The following is a 21,013-nucleotide window of genomic DNA, read 5'->3' on the forward strand; positions in this document are numbered from 1 at the left end:
GATGAGGACGTCGATGTGGGGCAGTCGTTCAGCCGGGGCATTTCGGCTTTGGCCATGGTCTGCAAGGCGGCATCGCGTTCAAAGAATTTATCGGTCGGGATGACTTCCAGGGCGGCGATGTCATCGCTGGGGCTCTGGACCATGCCGACGGAGAAAACGACGTTTACATGTTGCAAGAAGGCTTTCGATACGCGTTCCAGGTTGGGCCCGAAAGCGTCATAACCCCGGCCGTGGAAGGTCGAAGCGCCTTTGTGCTTGCCGCAGCCGATGCAGATCATCTTCAGCAGACCTGATTCGTGTTTATATTTGAAGTGTGTATGCGGTTTAATCTTGTTGAATAAGATGATGCCGTCGGCTTCGTAGGCGTTTTTATCGCAGTAGACCGGGAAGCCATCGTCCAATGTAGCGACTTCGACGACGTCCATGGTGGAAAGGACGGGGACGCCTAAATAGTCTTCATTGATGCCGAACTGGGCTAAATGGGCTTTTTGGCCTTCAGCGGTGGCTCCGGCATGGCTGCCCATAGCCGGGAAGACAAAGGGCTTGGCGCCCCAGGCCTTGAGCTGGTCACACAGGGCTTTCATGATTTCCTTGTAGTGCGGGAGCCCGCGGCTGCCGGCTGTGATGCCGATGCGTTTACCAGGCAGGCTGGCCGTCGTCTTTTCATCGAGAGCCAGGAGCTGCTGTTTCAGTGTGCCCACGGGATCGTCTAAATCTTTATGGGGGAAAGACTGGTGTACTTTGACCATCTGCGGGATGACGATACCGTCGGTCAGGGATTGCTTGTCGAGTTTGGGAAAGAACAAAGAAAGGACCTCCTTTAAAGTGGACTCGCAGGATAGTCTGCGGGATACCCTTATTATACGCCGTTAGGGGAAAAGAAGAAATATGCAAAAAAAGCCCTCGTACCAAAAAATGTATTGTGTACGAGGACTTTTTTTGAGGATTTTGTCGAAATTTTAATGAAATTCTAATGTAAGCGGCATATTCCTTACTTGCTTTCGGCATCTTCCGGATTGAACTTGGTAATCAAGATGTGGCGGACGAAGATGGCGATCATGGCGATGAAGCAGAGCAGGCCGAGGATATCAGCTGTAGACTGGAAGTCTTTGCCGACCAGGGCCAGCGGGTTTTCGCTGCCGCCGGAAGTAACGGAAACGACGATGAGCAAGGCGATGATGACGCCCATGAGGCTTTCGCCGACGATGAGGCCCGATGCAAAGAGGACACCGCGATGATTGCAGGCTTCTACGTCTTCTTCTTCGTGGCCAGGGCTGCGGCGGGCAGCGCGGGCTTTCAGGGACTTATGGATGAGATAACCCATGACCGAACCGATGACCAGAGGGATTTCCAGTGTCGGCGGCAGGTAAATGCCCATGCCGACAGCCAGCGGCGGCAATGCCAGGGATTTCGTGTTTTTCGTCAAAATGAGGTCGATGATGATGGCGGCGATACCGACACCGAAGAGGATGTAGTTCCAGTCGAGGCTGGCACTGAAGATACCTTGGGCGATGGTCGTCATCAAGGTTGCCTGCGGAGCTGCCAGGGCCTGGGTCGGATCCATGCCGGCACGGGGAAGGGCACCGGTGAAGCCATAGGCCTGATAGAGCAGGTTCAGGACCGGAGCGATGGCGAAGGAGCCGATGATCGAGCCCAGGATGAGGGCGACCTGCTGTTTCCACGGCGTAGCGCCGACGAGGTAGCCTGTCTTGAGGTCCTGCAGGTTATCGTTGGAAATAGAAGCGATGCTGACGATGACGCTGGTGATGAAGATAGCAAAGGCCGTAGCGAACTGCGTGCCCTGCATGGTTTCAAAGACACCGGCCGAAGAGCCGATACCGAGGACGACCAGGGACGATACGATGATGCCCAGGATGCCGATACCGGAAATCGGGCTGGCCGACGTGCCGATGAGGCCTGCCATGTAACCGCAGGCAGCAGCGACGAAGAAGCCCATGAGGATGGCGACCAGGATGCCGACGACGATGAACATGAGCGTTACCGACATGGAAAGGCCGGCGTTGCTGACGAAGGTGTAGAAAGTGATGAACAAGCCGATAAGGATGGCCAGGAAGACCAGGCCGACCGATTTCGGCGACATGTCGATGTCCGTATGATGGAGTATCTTCTTTTCTTCCGTATCGTTGGCGCGCAATGCGTTGATGGACATCTTGATGCCGTCGACGACCGGTTTGGCCAGGCGGATCAAGGTCCAGACAGCGGCGATACCGATGCAGCCGGCACCGATGAAGCGGACTTTCTGAGCCAGATGGCCTTGGCGAAAGCGGCGGCACTCTGGCCTTCAGCCGGCGTGATGACCGACGTCAGATAGGGAACGAAGACGTACCAGGCCAGGAGCGTACCGACTAAGATAGCCATGCCGCTGGCGATGCCGATGAGGTAACCCGCGCCGAGGAGGGCTGTCGAAAAGCCCAGGGGAATCTGGGTGACGGCTTTGCCGAACGAGAGCCAGTAGCTGAATTCGGAAGAAACGACGTGGAAGCCGTTGGAACAGAGACTGAAGAGACCAGCCAGGGCCGTGCCGCCGACGATATCTTTCATGCCTGTTTCTTTTTTGCTTGTGTCTTCGCCGTTGGCTTCTTCCTTGCGGATTTCACTGCCGACTTTCAGGATTTCAGCAGCAGCCCGGCCTTCCGGATACGGCAGGTCGCTGTTGACGACCATAGCCCGGCGCAGGGGGATAGTGAACAAGACCCCGAGAGAGCCGCCGCAGGCGCAGAGCAGCAGGGTCTGCCAGAACGGGAAGCCCTGCCAGTACCCCAGCATGAGCAAGCCCGGCAGGATGAAGATGATTGCAGATAAAGTGCCGGCAGCAGATGCCTGCGTCTGTACCATGTTATTTTCCAGGATGTTGGAATGTTTGAACATGCGCAGGATTGCCATGGAGATGACTGCAGCCGGGATGGACGACGAGAACGTCAGGCCGACTTTTAAGCCCAGGTATACGTTGGAAGCCGTAAAGATAACGGTGATCAGGGCGCCGAGGATCATACCGCGGGCCGTCAATTCCGGCATACTTGGGTAGTTCACAGTCAGATTTGATTGTGGTTTCATAGAAAAACCTCCCAAATAAAAATTAAGCAGTACTAAAACGTACAACTTCACTGACGCTTATATTATACTCAATTTTTTTGCATTCGTCATATATCAATTTGTACACTGTACGCGGAAAAACAGCTGTATAATTACTTTTTCGCAAGCAAAAATATACACATGCGGATAGTAGCCCGATGCGCCTCGTCCGTGGTATAATAAATAAACGATTAAGCAAGTCAATCGCAGAGACTTTTTGAAGGGAGCGTTTGTCATATGAACGATCATGAAATCATTGAAGGTGTCATCCACGAATTTGCAGGACTGGCCAAGCATCCGCGTCCGTCCCACCATGAAAAAGGCGTCAGCGATTATATCGTCAGCCGTCTCCATGAACTGGGCGTTGCCGATGTAACACAGGACGAAGTATATAATGTCATCGCCAATGTTCCGGCCAGCAAGGGCTGCGAAGATTGGCCGCTTACGGTCCTCCAGGGCCATATGGATATGGTCTGCGTCGCCAAGCCCGGCGTCGATTTCGACCCCTTGACCAGTGAAATCAAACTGGTCCGCGAAGGCAACATCCTCCACGCCGATGGGACCAGCCTCGGTGCCGATGACGGCATTGCCGTCGCCTTGGCGCTGTATCTCATCCAGCAGGATATCCAGCACGGCCCGCTGCGCCTCATCTTTACGGTCGATGAAGAAACGGGCATGACCGGGGCTACCCATCTGGATCCGAAATACGTCCAGGATGTGCAGTACATCATCAACTGTGACTCTGAATACATGGATGTCCTCTGTGTCGGCTCGGCCGGCAGCGTCCATACGCATTTCAGCCGGCCCATCCACTGGCAGGCTGTTGAAGGTAAACAGGCGTTTACTATCACAGCCAAAGACTTTGCCGGCGGCCATTCCGGTGAAACCATCAACGACGGCAAGAGCAACGCCATCAAGGCCCTGAGCCTGGCCCTCCGCCGCATTGCCCAGGCCGGCGTATCCTATGTCCTGGCATCTATCACGGGTGGCGTAGCTGCCAATGCTATCCCGTCGGAAGCCTCGGCTGTCATCGTTGTCGACGATGTAAACGCAGGTGAAACGGTGAAGAAAGCCGTCGGCGAAGAACAGGCCGAAATCGCGGAAGTGTATGGTGAAGTCGAAAAGAACGCCCACTTCCTCGTCGAAAGTGCCGACGTACCGGCCCAGACCTTCTCGGCTGACGATACGAAGAATCTGGTCAGCCTGCTGAACATCCTTCACTGCGGCGTCTTCGCCATGAACCAGCTGCTGCCGAAGCTGCCGGACCTGTCGGCCAACATCGGTACGATCCGGACTGAAGGCGACCATGTCGCCATCCAGTATTTCCCCCGCGCTTCGGCCGATGCCCGCCTGCGCGAATTGATGGCTATCCTCCCCGTTTACGCAGAGTTGACAGGCTGTGACATCGAACTGGCTTCGCCGGAACCGGCCTGGACGGAAAATCCGCACAGTAAACTCGTTCCCCTCGTCGCTGACGTTTACAAGGAAGAAGCCGGCAAAGAAGCCCGCATCGAAGCCATGCACGGCGGCCTGGAAACAGGGTACTTCTTCTCCATGAACCCGAAACTGGACATCATCTCCGTCGGCCCGACGACGCATGACATCCACAGCGCCGATGAATCGGTCGAACTCGATACGGTAGCCCTCCTGACCCGCATCGTCGCCAAGACATTGGGAAAATTAAATAATTAGTGGCTAGTGGATAGTGATTCGTGGCTCGTAGGGGCTTGCATGTGGCAAGCCCGTTCCTGGATATATGTGATTTCCCAGTCAGGTGTCATGGGCGTCATATAAATACCCAGCGGGTCGCCCACGTGGCGACCCCTACAGTAAAACTTAACAAAAAGAGGCTGTCTTCATGCGACAGCCTCTTTTGTTGTATTTGCAACGGTTTTATTTGGATATTTTTGCTATAGTATAAGTGTACGAAAAGGGGGGAGTATGATGGAAAAAACGCATATTGACCGACTGGTTACACCCGATTATTTTAACCGCAAGGAATGTGAAGGCTGCGGCTGTTGCATCAGTATCTGCCCGTATGAAGCTTTGTCGATGCAGACCTGCGCCGACGGCATCCGGCGGCCCCGCGTCGATATGACTAAATGTCTGCGCTGCAACCGCTGTATGGATGCTTGTGAAATTTACAAGTGTTACTATATTCCTCAAAAACAATATGAAACTGCCAGGAGGGCTGCACTATGAAATACTCGCTGAATCCACACATCTTTGTCTTTGGCAAGACCATCAAGAAGCCGAAGATTTCCATTTCTTTTTTATCTTACCTGCTTCGGGGGAAACAGAATATCCTCATCGACACGGTTCCCGATAAAGCAGCCGATGCCTATATCCAGGACATCGAAAGTGTCCTGCCTGTCAGCCAGATCGATGCCCTGATTCTCAACCATTCCGAAGAAGACCATAGCGGAGCCCTGCAGGCCGTCCTGGACCGTCATCCCCAGCTGCCCATCTACTGCACGCCGGCCACGAAGGAACGGCTCCAGCCGACGTATCCGGAAGCTGATTTCCGCGTCGTCCAGCATGGCGAAAGCCTGACGTTAGGCGATTATACCTTCCAGTTCATCCATACGCCGGGGCTCCACTGGCCGGATAATATGGTCACCTGGCTGGCTTCGGAAAAAATCCTCTTCTCCAATGACCTCTTTGGCCAGTATTTAGCCGAAGAACCGCCGGTCGATGCCGGTTATTCCAAGGAAGCCATCCTCAAAGGCACCGAACCCTATTTTGAACGGGTCTTTGCCCCTGCCTCTGAAAGCGATAAAGCCATCATCGCCGATATCGCCGCTATGCCTATCCAGACAGCAGCAACCGGCCATGGCCTCATCTTGCAGAGCCAATGGCCGGCTGTCCGGGATTTCTATGTATCACACGTGATCAAATAAATATTTCGTATCGTAACTGAGGTCCATGTACTGCGCAATCGTTTCGTCGTCGAATCCGTATTCTTCCGACTTATGGGTCAAATTACCCCATTTGATCTGGAGCTTCTTCTTGGAATTCAAGGGTTCTTCGTATTCGATGCGCAGTTCTTGTGCTTCTTGGGAGTGGTCCTGGACCTTGACAAACAGGCCTTTGTCGAAAGTCAGCTCGTAGACTTTTCGGAAAGCATGGGGAAGCTGGAAACCGAAGGGAACGAAGTATTTATCGATGAAGCTGTTGGCGATGAGGATGGACCCGCTGTAATCCATGACGTGGTTGAGTTCATATTTCAGGTCCCCTGCCGGCGAATGGAAGGAAACGGGATGGATGCCGTCGATGGCAGGCGGTTCCATGCCGTTGTTATTGGTCAGCAATTTATGGAGGGTCAGCATCTTTTCATCGTTGAAGCCGAAGATCGCCGTATATCCGCGCAGGCAGGCTTCATTGTACATGATGGGATGGAGGCCGAATTCCTCGATGTTAAAGAAGTCGTCCACCTCTTCGATGGCGACGATACTGAATTTATACGTGGCAAAATCGAAACCGTCAAAAAATTGGGCGCGCATGATGATTCTCCTTATTCGACGAAGACAGGTTTGTTATTTTCAAAACGGGCGATGCGGGCCAGAGATTCGACGCGGAAGCCTTTATCTTCCAACGTCCTGCGGCCGCTCTGGAAAGTCTTTTCGACGACGATGCCGATACCGGCGACAGTACAGCCTGCCTGGCGACGATGTCCGTCAGGCCGACGGCAGCAGCTCCACTGGCCAGGAAGTCATCGATGATGAGAACCGATTCGCCGGCGTGGAGATAGGCTTTGCTGATCGTTGCCGTATATTCTTCTTCTTTCGTATACGAGTAGATCTTGGCCGTATACTGTTCGCCCTTGGTGAGCAGGGATTTCTTCTTGCGGGCAAAGACGATAGGCAGGTTGCCCATGGCCAGGGAAGCCGCATAGGCTACGGCGATGCCCGAAGCCTCGATGGTGACGATGCGGTCGATGTGTACGTCTTTGAAACGGCGGGCGAACTCCTGACCGACGTGATTGATGAGGTTCGTATCGATTTGCTGGTTCAAAAAGTTATCAATCTTCAAAATCCGGTTGTCGATGACCAGGCCATCCTGTAAAATTCGCTGTTTCAATTCTTCCATTACTTCCATGTCCTCCCTGTGATGAAAAATGGTAAACATTGTCTACTATAATAGTACTAGTCTAATACGATTTTATAGGCAAGTCAATAAAATTCTAAGTTTACTTATGGTTTTAAAACAGGTATACTAAAGTTGTCTAATGATAAGTTATCTATCTTTGAGGGAGGTCATGACATGCAGTCTATCCGACGTTTGTATGTTGCCAAGAACGGTGTTTTTGCTGACGAAGCAAAACGATTGCTCACTGATTTACAGGAAAACCTGTTGATTAAAGGGTTGACCGATATTCACATTTACCACCGCTATGACGTATCCGGGCTCGATGATGCGGCTTTTGAAGCGGCTAAAAATATGATTTTCTCCGAACCGCCTGTCGATGCCGTCTATGACGAATTGCCGGTTGGCAAGGACGACACGGTCCTGGCCGTCGAATATCTGCCGGGCCAGTACGATCAGCGCGCCGATTCGGCCATGCAGTGCCTGCAGATGCTGACCATGAAGAACGACAGCCTCGTCCGCACGGCACAGGTCCTCGTTTTGTCCGGCAGCTTATCCGCTGATGACGTCGCTGCCATCAAACATTATTGCATCAACCCCGTCGAAGCCCGCGAAGCCTCGCTGGACCCCGTTTCGACGCTGGAAATGCCCTGGGAAAAACCGGCTGACGTCCCCGTCATCGACGGCTTCGATGCCATGGATGACGCCGCTTTGAAAGAACTGTCGGCACACATGGGCCTGGCCATGAGCTTCGACGATTTGAAGTTCGTCCAGACCTACTTCCGGGATGAAGAAAAACGGAATCCGACAGTGACGGAAATCCGCGTCATCGACACCTATTGGTCGGACCACTGCCGTCATACGACGTTCATGACCGAACTCACGGATGTTTCTTTTGAAAACGGGACGTTTACGGCGCCCATCCAGCGCGCTTATGAATCATATAAGACGACGCGGGAAAACTTGAACCGTAAGAAACCACAGACCCTCATGGATATGGCGACTATTGCCGTCAAAGAATTGAAAGCTGCCGGTAAACTCGATAACCTTGACGAATCGGAAGAAATCAACGCCTGCACGATCATCATCCCTGTCGATGTCGATGGCGTCGAAGAAGAATGGCTCCTCCTCTTCAAGAATGAAACCCATAACCACCCGACGGAAATCGAACCGTTCGGCGGCGCAGCTACCTGCCTGGGCGGCTGTATCCGCGACCCCTTGAGCGGCCGTTCCTATGTCTATCAGGCCATGCGCGTCACCGGTGCTGGCGACCCGCGCCAGTCGGTCAAGGATACGCTCGTCGGCAAACTGCCCCAGCGTAAGCTGACGACAGGCGCTGCCAAGGGCTACAGCTCTTATGGCAACCAGATCGGCCTGGCTACGGGCGAAGTCAAAGAATATTACAACCCCGGCTTCATTGCCAAGCGCATGGAAATCGGTGCCGTCCTCGGCGCAGCTCCGCGCAATAACGTCGTTCGCGAAGAACCGCTCCCTGGCGACATCATCATTCTCCTCGGCGGCAAGACCGGCCGCGACGGCTGCGGCGGTGCTACGGGCTCGTCCAAGAAACATACCGTCGAATCCCTGGAAACGTGCGGCGCCGAAGTCCAGAAGGGCAATGCCCTGACGGAACGCAAGATCCAGCGCCTCTTCCGCCGCCATGAAGTCACGGTACTCATCAAACGCTGCAACGACTTCGGTGCCGGCGGTGTCTCCGTCGCTATCGGCGAATTGACAGACGGTCTGGACATCAACCTCGACAAAGTCCCGAAGAAATACGAAGGCCTGGACGGTACGGAACTGGCTATTTCCGAATCGCAGGAACGTATGGCTGTCGTCGTCGCTCCGGAACACGTCGATGAATTCATGAAATATGCCGCCGAAGAAAACCTGGAAGCGACGATCGTCGCTGTCGCTACGGATACAAAACGCCTGGTCATGCACTGGCGCGACCAGAACGTCGTCAATATTACCCGCGCTTTCCTCGATACCAACGGCGTCACCCAGCATCGCAAAGCCGTCGTCGTCGCTCCGGAAGACAAAGATTTCTTCAAGCTCCGGAAGTCAAAGACGTCGCCAAGACCTGGCTCGATACCATGGGTACCCTGAATATCGCCTCTGAACAGGGCCTGGCCGAACGCTTCGACAGCACCATCGGCGCCCGCACGGTCCTCATGCCCTTTGGCGGCAAATACCAGAAGACGCCGGTCGAAGGCATGGTTGCCAAGATTCCGGTCGAACACGGCAATACGACGACGGCCAGCATCTTCACCCATGGCTATGATCCGGACCTGGCTATCTGGAGCCCCTTCCACGGTGCCCTCTACGCCGTCATCCAGTCCATTGCCAAACTGGTAGCCCTCGGCGGCGACCGCAAAAAAGTCTATCTGACCATGCAGGAATTCTTCCAGAGCCTGGGAACCAATGAAAAGGCCTGGGGCCAGCCGGTCAGCGCCCTCCTCGGTGCTTTCGTAGCCCAGCAGGTCATGGAAGTGGCCGCTATCGGCGGGAAAGACAGCATGAGCGGTACCTTTGAAAACCTCACCGTTCCGCCGACGCTCGTTTCCTTTGCCATTGCACCGGAACACACGAACCATATCATCTCACCGGAATTCAAAGCCGCTGACGACGCAGTCCTCCTCTTCGACCTGCCCCGTGACGCTGAAGAAATGCCGGACTTCGATACTTTTAAAGCCCACTGCGATTTCCTCCATCAGGCTGTCCTCGATGGTAAAATCAAAGCCATGCATGCCGTCGGTCAGGGCGGTATCGCCGCTGCCGTCGCCCAGATGGCCTTTGGCAATGGCATTGGCTTCGCCGTTGATGCATCCTTTGCTACGCAGGAACTGTTCAACCTCCGCTATGGCTCGATCCTCGTCGAAACCGACGCTGCTACGGCTGCTGAATGGGTCAAACGGGCTCACGTTTCCCTCGTCGGCAAGACGACGGCTGCTGCTGATGTGACCGTCGATGGCGTGACGATTTCTCTGAAAGACCTCCAGGATGCCTGGGAAAAACCGCTGAGCCACGTCTTCCCCATCAAGAGCGAAAGCGGTACAGGTGATGCCGAACTGCCGCTGTTCACGACGTATGGTCCGCGCCGCAGCGAAGCCTTTGGTACGCCGCGGGTCTTCATTCCCGTCTGCCCGGGCACGAACTGCGAATACGACTCGGCCGCTGCCTTTGAACGGGCTGGCGCTACGACGGATGTCATGGTACTGCGCAACAACACGCCGCAGGATCTGGCAGAATCTATCGATGAAATGGCTAAACGTATTGCCAAAGCCCAGATCATCATGTTCCCTGGCGGCTTCAGTGCCGGTGACGAACCGGAAGGTTCAGGCAAGTTCATTGCCACCTTGTTCCGCAACCCGGTCCTGTCGGAAGCCCTGGAAAACCTGCTCTATCAGCGCGATGGCCTGGCTCTCGGCATCTGCAACGGCTTCCAGGCCCTGATTAAACTCGGTCTTCTGCCTTACGGTCATGTCCAGCCGTTGAAAGCTGACAGCCCGACGCTGACATACAATACCATTGGCCGCCATCTGTCGCGCATGGTCGAAACCAAGGTCGTTTCCGTCATGAGCCCGTGGTTCAGCAGCTGCAAAGCCGGTGACGTCCACACCGTCGCCATCTCCCATGGCGAAGGCCGTTTTGTCGCCACACCGGAACAGATTCGCGAACTGGCTGCCAAAGGCCAGATTGCCACACAGTACGTCGACCTTTCCGGCAAAGCGACTTATGACAGCGAATACAACCCGAACCAGTCGGTCCTGGCAGTCGAAGGCATTACCAGCCCGATGGCCGTGTCCTGGGCAAGATGGCGCACACCGAACGCTTCAGCGCCGAAGACGTCTTCCAGAACATCGCTGGCAACAAACTCCAGCTGATCTTCAAATCGGGCGTAGAATATTTTAAATAAAAGATAGTTTTTAGTTTGCAGTTTATAGTTTGTAGCGGATGGCAAAAATTTGAAACCATCTTCTACAAACTACAAACTCCGTACTGCAAACTAGAGGGAAAAAGGGGCTGCGCATGGTGGTAAAAACCTTCGTGCGACAGCCCCTTGCATTTCCCCATCACCTATGATATAATTAACAAGCTTGAACTGTGTCAAGCTCCTAACCCTTCTGCGGGAAGGGTCATATGTCCAAAAGAGGAGGTGATTTCGTGAACAAGTACGAAGTCATGTTTATTGCAAAACCGCTCGAAGAAGCAGAAGTAGATCCGATCGTTGAATTGGTATCCAACCTTCTCACCAAGAACGGCTGCACTATCGAAAAAGTAGATCGCTGGGGTAAACGTCATCTCGCATACCCTGTTAAAAAACAGGCTGATGGCTACTACGTTTTGATCAACTTTGAAGGCGAACCTGACGTCATCAAAGAAATCGACCGTGTCATCAAGATCCACGATACTATTCTGAAACACTTGATCGTCAAGATCGACGAATAACCGGAGGCGCAAAGGTATGAACTCAGTCCAGTTATTAGGGAATTTAGCTCGTGACCCGGAAATCCGTTTTACGAAGACCGGCCGGGCAGTCGCTATGTTTACCGTTGCTTGTACGCGGTCGTATATTCCGGCCGGCAGTTCAGAACCGCGGGAATTAACTGATTTTATTCCTTGTGTTGCTTGGGGTAATTTGGCGGAAAACTGTGGCAATAACTTGTCCAAAGGCAGCCGTGTATTCGTCCAGGGCCGTATCTCCGTTCGTTCTTACGAAACGCAGGATGGTCAGAAACGCTATCGCACGGAAGTTGTATGCGACTTCGTTGCCCAGACAATGGGATCAGAACACCAGCAGGCTGCTCCGGCACCGCATGCTAGTGCACCGCAGCCCAAACCGGCTGCACCGGGGACCGGCTTTGACAGCATGGGTTCCAGCACAGACGAAGAAATCCCATTCTAAAAGGTCAGACACACCCCTTCTAATTCTTGAAGGAGGAAACTATACATGAGAAGAGATCGCTCGAGAAAACCGAGAAGAAAAGTATGCAGCTTCTGCGTAGATCATGCTGAACAGATCGATTACAAAGACGTTGCAAAACTTCGCCGTTTCACAACAGAACGCGGTAAAATCTTGCCGCGCCGCATTTCCGGCGTTTGCGCTAAACATCAGCGTAAACTGACTGTTGCCATCAAACGCGCACGTGCAATCGCACTCTTGCCGTATACGGCTGAATAATAAAAAAAGACTTGTCGCTTTGCGGCAAGTCTTTTTTTTGTAGGGGCGACACGTGGGGCGCCCGCATCGGAATATGTACGATTTTCCTGTCAGGGTGCTAGGCGAATCATACAAATGCAACGGGCCGCCCTTTGGGACGGCCCCTACAACGGCTAACGGCTAACTCCATCTACATAGCGGGCGATGATGTTGCGGTCGTCGCCGTCGTAGATGAACTGCTGGAGTTTTTCAAAAGGCGTCCGTTCCAGGCCTTCGATGTCGTCCATGTGGATGACCAGGGCGTCAAAGGCGTAGCCTTTTTCAAAGCTGCCGGTCTGGCCGTAGAAGCGGCCCGGTCCTTTGGTGGCCAAATACAAGCCTTCACCGATGGTGAGGGCTTTTTCTCTATCGTGCTTCAGGGAATAGAGTTTCGATATTTCAATGGTCAAGGCAATCTGCTTGTTCATGGCCGGTGTATGGCCGGCAGCGACGTCGCTGGCAATCGTGCAGGTCAGGCCGTTTTCCAGGTTGCGCCGCAAGGGCATGATGCCACTGGTCAGGTTGGCATTGGACTGGGCGCAGTGTGCTAAGTAAACGCCTTTATCGCGAAGTAAACGTTTTTCTTCGTCTGATAAATAGATGGCATGGGCCATGATAGTCTTTTCGGGCCGCAAGAGTCCAAAGGTATCATAGACGGCCGTATAAGACGGCAAGTCGGGATGGAGCTCTTTGACCCAGGCGACTTCATTCCGGTTTTCCGACAGATGGGATTGGACGGGCAAGTCGTAGGTTTCACAGAGGCGACCCAGGCCGGTCATCAGTTTTTCTGTCGTCGACGGGACGAAGCGCGGCGTCGCGATGAAGCGGACCTTGTGCAATGCTTCGCGGCAGCGGACGGCCAGCTCTTCCGTATCGGCCAGGGAGCGGTCCGTATCTTCCAGGAGGTAGTCCGGGGCGTTGCGGTCCATGTTTACTTTGCCGATATAGGCTTTGAAACCCATGGTTTCGGCCAGTTCCATGAGCTGCCACGTCGATTCTTTATGAATCGTCGCAAAGGCGGAAAAACATAGGGTCCCTTCGGCCTGGAGGCGTTTCAGGAAGGCCGTATAGACGCGACGGGCAAAGACGAGGTCGGCGAATTTCCCTTCGGCCGGAAAGGTGTAATGTTCCAGCCAGGGAAGGAGTTCTTCGTCAAAGCCGAGGCCGCGGTTTATGTATTGCGGGGCGTGGATATGCAGGTCGACGAAGGCCGGAATGATGATATCCTGGTTGTAATCGACGACTGTTTCCGGGCCTGTCGTTTCCGGCAGGTCCGTCATGAAGCCCGTTACGACGCCGTTTTCGATATGGGCATATTGATTTTCACGGATCGTCAGTTCATGGCGTGACGGCGTGAAGAGAAAATTTCCTTTAATGAACATGTAAACGCTCCTTGTCTATCGTTTACGCAGGTACGTAAACGGATAAGAATGATGGCAGGACTTCGATGTCCAAGGGGAAAGCCGGCCCTTCGTCGCCGTCCATGTTGGTCGAGAGATGGCTGCCATCCAGCAGTTCGATGCGGACGCGGTCCATGGTCTTCAAGGTCATCAGTTCCGACGTCAGCGGCTGGCCGGCCAGGAATTCCGGGATGACCTTGATGAGGTCCAGATAATTGAAGTCCTTGAAGATGCCCAGCCAGATTTTTCCGTCGTCGACGCGGGCCTGGGGCGCCAGGTTGCGGAAACTGCCGACGGAATTGGTCAGCATGACGACGATGAGGGGCGAGCGGTGGACTGTCGAGCCCTGGGCCGTCGTGATCTTGAACAGCGACGTCTTATGGGCCTGCATGGCCTTGATGCCGGTCAGGAAATAGGCCAGCGGGCCGAGGCGCGTCTTCTGTTCGATGGATACGTGGCCGACGGCTTCGGGCATGATGCCGGCGGCAATGGTATTGACGAAGTAGCGGTCGTTGGCCTTGGCGATGTCGACTTTGACCGTCTTGCAGTGCTGCAGCATGGCGATGGCAGCTTCCGGATGGAGGGGGATGTTCAGGGCCCGTGCCAGATCGTTGATGGTTCCCAGGGGGATGAAGCCGAAGTGGATGGCACTGTTGGCCTGTGCCAGGCCGTTGATGGTTTCATTCAGCGTCCCGTCGCCGCCCATGGAAAATACCGAATCGAAGCCGGTCAGGGCTGCTTCCTTGGCCCATTCCGTCGCGTCGCCGGCTTTCTGCGTTTCCCGCAATTCGACGTCGTCGAACATCGTTTCCAGTTGTTGTCTTAAATTATCCTTGTGATATTTTGCCCGTTCACGCCCTGCTGTAGGGTTGACGATTAACATACACCGTTTCAACTTGCTCTACTCCTTACTTGTAAATTGTGATAAGTCCTTAACGTGACTGATGATTACTATTATAGCGGTAAAAAAGTCGTTCGTGAAGGTGTAAACAAAGGATTTCTCTGATTTTCGTCGAACTCTTTAAGTAATGTTCACTTGTAATTTTTTGAAAAGGGGAGATTGGAATGAATTTTGATGCATCTGTGTATCCCTATGGCTCCCACCGGGAAGTGGTCTATGGCCGCCGGGGCATGGTCTGCACGTCTCAGACCCTGGCTGCCCAGGCCGGGCTGGATATGCTGAAAAAAGGCGGCAACGCCATCGACGCTGCCCTGGCTGCGGCCATGTGCCTGACTGTCCTGGAGCCGACCAGCAACGGCCTGGGCAGCGACGTCTTCGCCCTGATATGGACGAAGGGGAAACTCTATGGCATCAACGGCAGCGGCTGGTCCCCGGCAGGACTGACGCGGGATGAATTGCTGAAGCGGGGCTATGACCAGGTCCCGCTCCGGGGCTGGGAGCCGGTCATGGTCCCAGGGGCGCCGGCGGCGTGGGCCGAAGTCCATCGCCGTTTTGGCCGACTGGCCTTTGAAGAACTCTTTGAACCGGCCATTGCCTATGCCCGGGATGGTTATGCGGTCATGCCGAACCTGGCAGCTATGCTGGCCGACAGTATGGCATCCTTTGCACCTTATCGGGGGAAGAAAATCTTTCAGCACTTATTCGATACTTTTTTCCCTCATGGCCAGGCGCCCAAAGCCGGTGATATCCTCAAATTGCCGGAACTGGCCAAGTCTCTGGAAATCCTGCGGGACAGCCATTGCCGGGCCCTGTACGACGGTGAGCTGGCCGATGCCATTGATGCCTGGTCCCGGAAAACGGGCGGCCTCATCCGCAAGGCCGATTTAGCAGCGTATCGGCCGCAGTGGACCGACCCGATCCATACGGCGTACCGTGGCTACGATGTCTGGGAAATGCCGCCCAACGGCCATGGCCTGGTCGTCCTCATGGCCCTGGATATTGCCAGTGGGTTTACTTTCAGTAAACGGGATGACGTTGAATCGCTCCACCGCCAGATTGAAGCCATGAAACTGGCCTTCTGCGATGGCAAGAAATATATTGCCGACCCGCGTTTCATGAAGACGGCTGTCGACGATTGGCTCTCTCCAGCCTATGCCGACCAGCGGCGGGCCCTTATCGGCCACGAGGCCCTGCTGCCGCAGCCGGTTGATGTAAATTGTGGCGGTACCGTTTACTTGTGCAGTGCCGACGGCGAAGGCAATATGGTTTCTTTCATCCAGAGCAACTACAGCGGTTTCGGTTCGGGCATCGTCGTTCCGGGATACGGCATTTCTCTTAGCGACAGGGGTCATAACTTCTCTATGGACCCAGCCAGCGATAACTGCGTCGGGCCGCGGAAGAAGTCCTATCATACGATCATTCCCGGCTTTTTGACGAAAGACGGCCGTCCTGTCGGCCCCTTCGGCGTCATGGGCGCTTTCATGCAGCCCCAGGGGCAGTTCCAGGTCCTGCTGAATACCATCGACTATCATCTCAACCCTCAGGCAGCCCTGGATGCTCCGCGCTGGCAGTGGGTCGGCGGCAAGACCATTGAAATGGAACGGGCCTTTCCAACCGCTGTCGTCGAAGAACTGCGCCGCCGCGGCCATGACGTCGTCGTCAAAGACGATATCCAGACCTATGGCCGGGGACAGATCATCTGGTGCGATGACCAGGGGACGCTCATGGGTGGGACCGAACCCCGGGCCGATGGCTGTGTTGCCGCCTGGTAAAGGTCGTTTACTTTTCTTCTTCCGGAAAATATGATAGGATGGAGAAAACTAAAGGAGGACTGTCCCCATGAAACCGAAACTTTCTATTTTAGACCCTAATCCGACGCCGCTCCAATACCTGTCCGGCCTGTCGCAGGAATTATTCCGTGAAATCTATATCAAGCGCGATGACCTGACGCCTTTCGGCGGCGGTGGCAATAAACTGCGTAAATTAGAGTATCTGATGATCGAAGCCCTCAACTCTCAGGCGACGACCATTGTGACCGTCGGAGCGCCGCAGACCAACCATGGCCGCCTGACGGCGGCTGTTGCCGCGAAATTCGGCCTGAAATGCATTATCGTCGCTGTCGGCGATACCGATGGCGAACTGAGCGGCAATTTACTCCTCGACGGTATTTTTGGCGCCCGCGTCGTCCTCAAGCATGACGATGGCCGCGACCACGACGTCCAGCTCGAAGAAACGGTCAAGAAAGTCATGGCCGCCGAATTAAAGAAGGGTGAACAAGTTTACTTCATCCCCATGGGCGGCAGCGATACGACGGGTATGCTGGGCTACATGGACTGCGCCCGCGAACTCGACGCCCAGGCCAAGGAACAGCAGATCGACGGGGCGACGGTCTATGTCGCCGTCGGCAGTATGGGGACATATCTCGGCTTGTACTGCGGCTTGAAAGCCATCCAGTCGAATTTGAAACTGGTAGGCATTGCCGTCATGCCCTTCGACATGGAAAAATTAAAGGCCTACTTTAAGCAGGCCAAGGAAGAATATGGCTTTGATTTCGACGGCGACTTCCACGTCGAAACGGGCTATATCGGCAAGGGCTACAACGAACCGGAACCGCGGGTCCGCGAAGCCATCTACACCATGGCCCGTCACGAAGGCATCCTCCTCGACCCGTGCTACACGGGCAAGATGTTTGCCGGCGTCCTGTCGATGATCAAAGAAAAGAAAATCAAACTGGGCCGGCAGGTCATCCTCGTGCATACCGGCGGCATGCCTGGCCTCTACACCAAAGCCCATCGCATCAAATTTGAAAACGAACTCAAAAACCAGATCGAGATTGTGAAGTAAGGGGTTAGCAGTCAGCCGTTAGCAGTTAGTGGCTCGTGGCTAGTGGCTCGTAGGGGACGCCCAAAGCCTTTTTGGCCCGTCAAGTGCCGACCAACGGAAGGCATAGGACGGCTGCCAAAACGGACAGCAGCGATGGGCGTCCCGCATTCGTGGTCCCTTTCTCTTTATAGTTTGTAGTACGGAGTTTGTAGAAGAGGGCTTTAAATTTAAAAACCTTCACTACAAACTACAAACCTAAAACTCAAAAAGGGGCTGTCGCACATGCGACAGCCCCTTTTACTATGTCTTTTAAAAGAACACTTTTGTCAATATGACGTACGACAAGGCGCCCATGACAGCCGTGCAGGGAATGGTCATGACCCAGGCCGTGACCATCTGCCGGGCGACGCTCCAGTGGACAGCTTTGACGCGTTGTGCCGAACCGACACCCATAATCGACCCGGAAACGACGTGTGTCGTCGAGACGGGCAGGTGCAGCAAGGTGGCCGAGAAGATGACGACCGCTGAGTTCAAGTCGGCTGCAAAGCCGTGGACGGGATGCATCTTGAATATCTTGCCGCCGACGGTACGGATGATCTTCCAGCCGCCGACGCTGGTCCCCAGGGCCATGGACAGGGCGCAGAGGAATTTGACCAGGTCCGGTACTTCCAGGCTGGTGATGAAGCCGCCCGATACCAATGCCAGGGTGATGATACCCATGGATTTCTGGGCATCATTGGAGCCGTGGGAAAAAGCCATGAGGGCCGCCGACACGACTTGCAGCCTGTTGGCCGCCAGGTTTACCTTGGCCGGTTTGAATGAATGGCAGACGGCAAAGATGATCTTCATGATGATGAAGCCCGTAATGATGGCCGAAACCGGTGAAATGATGAGGGACAGGACGATTTTCAGGATACCCCAGCCGTTGAGGGCGGCTACGCCGGCCGATACGATGATGGCACCGATCATGCCGCCGATGAGGGCGTGAGACGAACTGGAAGGCATGCCGACCCACCAGGTCAGGAGGTTCCAGATGATAGCGCCGACCAGGCCGGCGATGATGATCATTTCGTTGACTAACGTCGGCGAGACGACGATGTCGCCGCCAATCGTCTTGGCGACACCTGTCGAAATCATGGCGCCGAGGAAGTTGAGGATAGCCGTACCGACGATGGCGACGCCAGGGCGGATGGCACGTGTCGATACGCAGGTTGCGATGGCATTGGCCGTATCGTGGAAGCCGTTGATGAAGTCAAAGACCAGAGCCAGGACGACGACCATGATGATGAGCGACATATCAAGCATATTTCATGGTCACCTCTTTAATGGTATTTCCCAGGGTTTCGACGTGGTCGGCCGCTTCTTCCAGGGTCCCTAAGATATCTTTCCAGCGGATGACGTTGAGCAGGTCCGTTTCATCGCCGCTGAAGAGCCTGGAAATTTCCTGGCGATAGATATGGTCTACTTCCGATTCGAGGCGGTTCAGTCGTTCAGCATGACGCATGAGTTTGGCTTCGTTGTGGTCGATATCCTTCAAGAAAGAGAAAATCTTTTTCAATTCTTCGCCCATAGTGACAATCTGTTCGGTCATGGCGATGGCCGCTTTCGGCGCTTCCGTGACGTGATACATGCTGGTGCGCATGAGAGCGCCCTGCAGGGAATCGATGCAGTCTTCGAGCTGACACGTCAGTTTGTAAAAATCTTCCCGGTCGATAGGCGTGATGAAGACACGGGACAATTTGAAGATGACTTCCTGGTTGGTTTTGTCCGACGTGTGTTCCAGTTTGACGATTTCCTTGAGATGCATGGAAATGGTTGAAACGTCCTCCATGACTTCATGGGCGATGAGGGCGCCGCGATGGAAATTTTCGGCGTTGGTCATGAGATAATCGAAGAATTCTTCGTGCTTGTTGCTGATACTGAACATGTTATTTCCTCCTCTGTGTACTTAAAATCAGTATATGAGAGACATATCATTGTTTTGAAAAGAATATGTAAAGATTGAGTAAATTTTAGCTACATGTTTTATTTTTTTTGAGTCAATGGTATAATAAAAACGGTATTGTTATTTTTTATAGGTATGTATATTGTTAAGAAAAAATCGCTTGCCATGGTGCAGGCTTTTTTTGAACATGAGGTGACTTTTACGAAATGAACGAAAACCTGACTAAACGGATCCATCCCGTTGACGAAATGCTGCCGGCTGGCCGGCTCTTTGCCTACGGTCTGCAACACGTCCTGGCCATGTACGCCGGGGCTGTAGCCGTACCGATCATCATTGCCCAGACCCTGCACTTGTCGCCGGCTGAACTGGTCCACCTGATCAATGCCGACTTATTTTCCTGCGGCATCGCCACGCTGATACAGACTTTAGGCTTCTGGAAAATCGGCGCCCGCATCCCGATGATCCAGGGGGTCACTTTTGCGTCGGTCACGCCGATGATCCTCATCGGGGCGGAACACGGAATTACGGCCATTTACGGATCGATTCTCATTGCCGGGCTGTTCACTTTCTTCATTGCTCCTTTCTTTAGCCGGTTCATCCGCTTTTTCCCGCCTGTCGTCACGGGGACGATCATCACCATCATCGGTATCACCCTGCTGCCGGTAGCCGTCAACTGGATGGGCGGCGGCAATCCGAAGTCGCCGGACTTCGCCTCACCGATGAATTTGTTCCTGGCCTTCATCACCCTGGTCATCATCATCGCCATTTACCGCTGCGGCAAGGGCTTCTTGAGCAATGTTTCTGTCCTGCTGGGACTCATCGGCGGGACGATCATTGCCATGATTTTAGGGCAGACGAACTTCGCCGAAGTCGGCAACGCGGCCTGGATTGGGTTAGTCACGCCTTTTTCCTTCGGCTTCCCGACTTTTGATATCGGCTCGATCCTGTCGATGATCGTCGTCATGATCGTCACGATGGTAGAAACGACGGGGGACTGCATCGCTATCGGGTCCATCGTCGGCCGCCCCATTGGCCGCAGCCGCCTGGCACGCTGCCTCCGGGCTGATGGCTTATCGACCTTTATCGGCGGTATCCTCAACAGCTTCCCTTATACGGCCTTTGCCAGAACGTCGGCCTCATCGCCGTCACCCGCGTCAAGAGCCGTTTCGTCGTCGCCGCGTCTGGCATCATCCTCATCGCTTTGGGCCTGTTCCCGAAGATGGCGGCTGTCGTCGCCTCTATCCCGAATTCCGTCTTAGGCGGTGCAGGCGTAGCCATGTTCGGCATGGTCATTGCCAGCGGTATCCGGGCCTTGAGTAAAGTTAAATTCGACGGGACGTACAATCTGATGATTGTCGCCGTCAGTATCGGCGTCAGCATGATCACCCTGACGGCGCCGAACTTTTTCCACAGCTTCCCGTCGTGGGCGAACATCGTCCTGCACAGTGGCATTACCCTGGGCAGTATTACGGCTGTCGTCCTCAACCTGATTCTGAATGGCAGCGGCCGGGAAGATGATGTAAACGAAGATTAAATAAATGTAAATCAAAATAAAGGCGCAT

14 protein-coding genes and 4 pseudogenes are annotated in these 21,013 nt (G+C 54.2%); 10 read left to right on the forward strand and 8 right to left on the reverse strand.

Translation table 11 applies throughout. From position 1 onward, the window contains the following. Together NM10_RS10705 and NM10_RS10710 are read right to left on the reverse strand one after the other, a co-directional pair. The coding region (locus NM10_RS10705; RefSeq protein ID WP_020311586.1) for a lactate racemase domain-containing protein at positions 1-806 on the reverse strand (806 nt) is incomplete at its 3' end. A 185-nt stretch (positions 807-991) separates the two neighbouring features. Continuing rightward, a pseudogene (locus tag NM10_RS10710) lies at positions 992-3,075 on the reverse strand (OPT family oligopeptide transporter). A 255-nt stretch (positions 3,076-3,330) separates the two neighbouring features. Here NM10_RS10710 and pepD point away from each other — a divergent pair. From pepD to NM10_RS10725, 3 genes are all read left to right on the forward strand, one after another. Beyond that, positions 3,331-4,785 (forward strand): beta-Ala-His dipeptidase, encoded by a 1,455-nt coding sequence (gene pepD / locus NM10_RS10715; RefSeq protein ID WP_020311587.1) that lies wholly within the window; start codon positions 3,331-3,333, stop codon positions 4,783-4,785. Between the two features lie 252 nt (positions 4,786-5,037). Beyond that, positions 5,038-5,295: a 4Fe-4S binding protein gene (locus NM10_RS10720; protein ID WP_020311588.1), complete on the forward strand. Its 258-nt coding sequence runs from the start codon at positions 5,038-5,040 to the stop codon at positions 5,293-5,295. Further along, positions 5,292-5,993, forward strand: a complete 702-nt coding sequence (locus NM10_RS10725; RefSeq protein WP_020311589.1) for an FprA family A-type flavoprotein — start codon at positions 5,292-5,294, stop codon at positions 5,991-5,993. The genes NM10_RS10720 and NM10_RS10725 overlap by 4 nt, the downstream gene beginning before the upstream one ends. Here the strand turns inward: NM10_RS10725 and NM10_RS10730 are convergent. Together NM10_RS10730 and NM10_RS10735 are read right to left on the reverse strand one after the other, a co-directional pair. Further along, a complete protein-coding gene (locus NM10_RS10730) occupies positions 5,976-6,596 on the reverse strand; it encodes a hypothetical protein (RefSeq protein WP_020311590.1) in 621 nt (206 codons plus the stop codon). The two genes, NM10_RS10725 and NM10_RS10730, sit on opposite strands and share 18 nt — an antisense overlap. 11 nt (positions 6,597-6,607) lie before the next feature. After that, positions 6,608-7,182 (reverse strand): annotated as a pseudogene (locus NM10_RS10735) (xanthine phosphoribosyltransferase). 174 nt (positions 7,183-7,356) lie between these two features. On the opposite strand from NM10_RS10735, the pseudogene NM10_RS10740 reads away from it, so the two are divergent. The 4 genes and pseudogenes from NM10_RS10740 to rpsR all read left to right on the forward strand — a co-directional run bounded on the left by NM10_RS10740 (position 7,357) and on the right by rpsR (position 12,364). Further along, positions 7,357-11,098 (forward strand): annotated as a pseudogene (locus NM10_RS10740) (phosphoribosylformylglycinamidine synthase). Between the two features lie 248 nt (positions 11,099-11,346). Then, on the forward strand, positions 11,347-11,631 hold the full coding sequence (gene rpsF, locus NM10_RS10745) for a 30S ribosomal protein S6 (RefSeq protein ID WP_014015536.1): 285 nt from the start codon (positions 11,347-11,349) through the stop codon (positions 11,629-11,631). Positions 11,632-11,647: 16 nt separating this feature from the next. Beyond that, complete coding sequence (locus NM10_RS10750) at positions 11,648-12,088, forward strand: single-stranded DNA-binding protein (protein WP_020311592.1); 441 nt, start codon at positions 11,648-11,650, stop codon at positions 12,086-12,088. A gap of 45 nt (positions 12,089-12,133) precedes the next feature. Next, on the forward strand, positions 12,134-12,364 hold the full coding sequence (gene rpsR / locus NM10_RS10755) for a 30S ribosomal protein S18 (protein ID WP_014015538.1): 231 nt from the start codon (positions 12,134-12,136) through the stop codon (positions 12,362-12,364). Between the two features lie 152 nt (positions 12,365-12,516). Here the strand turns inward: rpsR and NM10_RS10760 are convergent, their stop codons facing one another. Beyond that, positions 12,517-13,764, reverse strand: coding sequence for an amidohydrolase family protein (locus tag NM10_RS10760; RefSeq protein WP_020311593.1), 1,248 nt, complete (start codon positions 13,762-13,764; stop codon positions 12,517-12,519). A gap of 22 nt (positions 13,765-13,786) precedes the next feature. Beyond that, positions 13,787-14,677: a diacylglycerol/lipid kinase family protein gene (locus NM10_RS10765; RefSeq protein ID WP_036200907.1), complete on the reverse strand. Its 891-nt coding sequence runs from the start codon at positions 14,675-14,677 to the stop codon at positions 13,787-13,789. A 170-nt stretch (positions 14,678-14,847) separates the two neighbouring features. On the opposite strand from NM10_RS10765, the gene NM10_RS10770 reads away from it, so the two are divergent. Together NM10_RS10770 and NM10_RS10775 are read left to right on the forward strand one after the other, a co-directional pair. After that, a complete protein-coding gene (locus NM10_RS10770) occupies positions 14,848-16,455 on the forward strand; it encodes a gamma-glutamyltransferase family protein (RefSeq protein ID WP_020311595.1) in 1,608 nt (535 codons plus the stop codon). A 67-nt stretch (positions 16,456-16,522) separates the two neighbouring features. Then, positions 16,523-17,527, forward strand: a complete 1,005-nt coding sequence (locus NM10_RS10775; RefSeq protein WP_020311596.1) for a 1-aminocyclopropane-1-carboxylate deaminase/D-cysteine desulfhydrase — start codon at positions 16,523-16,525, stop codon at positions 17,525-17,527. 288 nt (positions 17,528-17,815) lie between these two features. Here the strand turns inward: NM10_RS10775 and NM10_RS10780 are convergent, their stop codons facing one another. Next, positions 17,816-18,811, reverse strand: a complete 996-nt coding sequence (locus NM10_RS10780) for an inorganic phosphate transporter (protein WP_020311597.1) — start codon at positions 18,809-18,811, stop codon at positions 17,816-17,818. Then, positions 18,804-19,433 carry a DUF47 domain-containing protein gene (locus tag NM10_RS10785; protein ID WP_020311598.1) on the reverse strand — a complete coding sequence of 210 codons (630 nt, stop codon included), beginning with the start codon at positions 19,431-19,433 and terminating at the stop codon, positions 18,804-18,806. The genes NM10_RS10780 and NM10_RS10785 overlap by 8 nt, the downstream gene beginning before the upstream one ends. Positions 19,434-19,657: 224 nt before the next feature. Here NM10_RS10785 and NM10_RS10790 point away from each other — a divergent pair. Then, positions 19,658-20,985, forward strand: a pseudogene (locus NM10_RS10790) (nucleobase:cation symporter-2 family protein). Positions 20,986-21,013: the final 28 nt, after the last annotated feature.

The sequence above is a fragment of the Megasphaera sp. NM10 genome (assembly GCF_000417505.1).
Classification (GTDB): Bacteria; Bacillota; Negativicutes; order Veillonellales; family Megasphaeraceae; genus Megasphaera; species Megasphaera intestinihominis.

Excerpts from the sequence above, each read along its gene's own strand:
- NM10_RS10780 (WP_020311597.1), bottom strand. The coding sequence starts at position 18,811 with ATGCTTGATATGTCGCTCATCATCATGGTCGTCGTCCTGGCTCTGGTC.
- NM10_RS10775 (WP_020311596.1), top strand. The coding sequence starts at position 16,523 with ATGAAACCGAAACTTTCTATTTTAGACCCTAATCCGACGCCGCTCCAA.
- NM10_RS10770 (WP_020311595.1), top strand. The coding sequence starts at position 14,848 with ATGAATTTTGATGCATCTGTGTATCCCTATGGCTCCCACCGGGAAGTG.
- NM10_RS10725 (WP_020311589.1), top strand. The coding sequence starts at position 5,292 with ATGAAATACTCGCTGAATCCACACATCTTTGTCTTTGGCAAGACCATC.
- NM10_RS10750 (WP_020311592.1), top strand. The coding sequence starts at position 11,648 with ATGAACTCAGTCCAGTTATTAGGGAATTTAGCTCGTGACCCGGAAATC.
- NM10_RS10720 (WP_020311588.1), top strand. The coding sequence starts at position 5,038 with ATGGAAAAAACGCATATTGACCGACTGGTTACACCCGATTATTTTAAC.
- NM10_RS10730 (WP_020311590.1), bottom strand. The coding sequence starts at position 6,596 with ATGCGCGCCCAATTTTTTGACGGTTTCGATTTTGCCACGTATAAATTC.
- pepD (WP_020311587.1), top strand. The coding sequence starts at position 3,331 with ATGAACGATCATGAAATCATTGAAGGTGTCATCCACGAATTTGCAGGA.
- rpsR (WP_014015538.1), top strand. The coding sequence starts at position 12,134 with ATGAGAAGAGATCGCTCGAGAAAACCGAGAAGAAAAGTATGCAGCTTC.
- NM10_RS10785 (WP_020311598.1), bottom strand. The coding sequence starts at position 19,433 with ATGTTCAGTATCAGCAACAAGCACGAAGAATTCTTCGATTATCTCATG.
- NM10_RS10760 (WP_020311593.1), bottom strand. The coding sequence starts at position 13,764 with ATGTTCATTAAAGGAAATTTTCTCTTCACGCCGTCACGCCATGAACTG.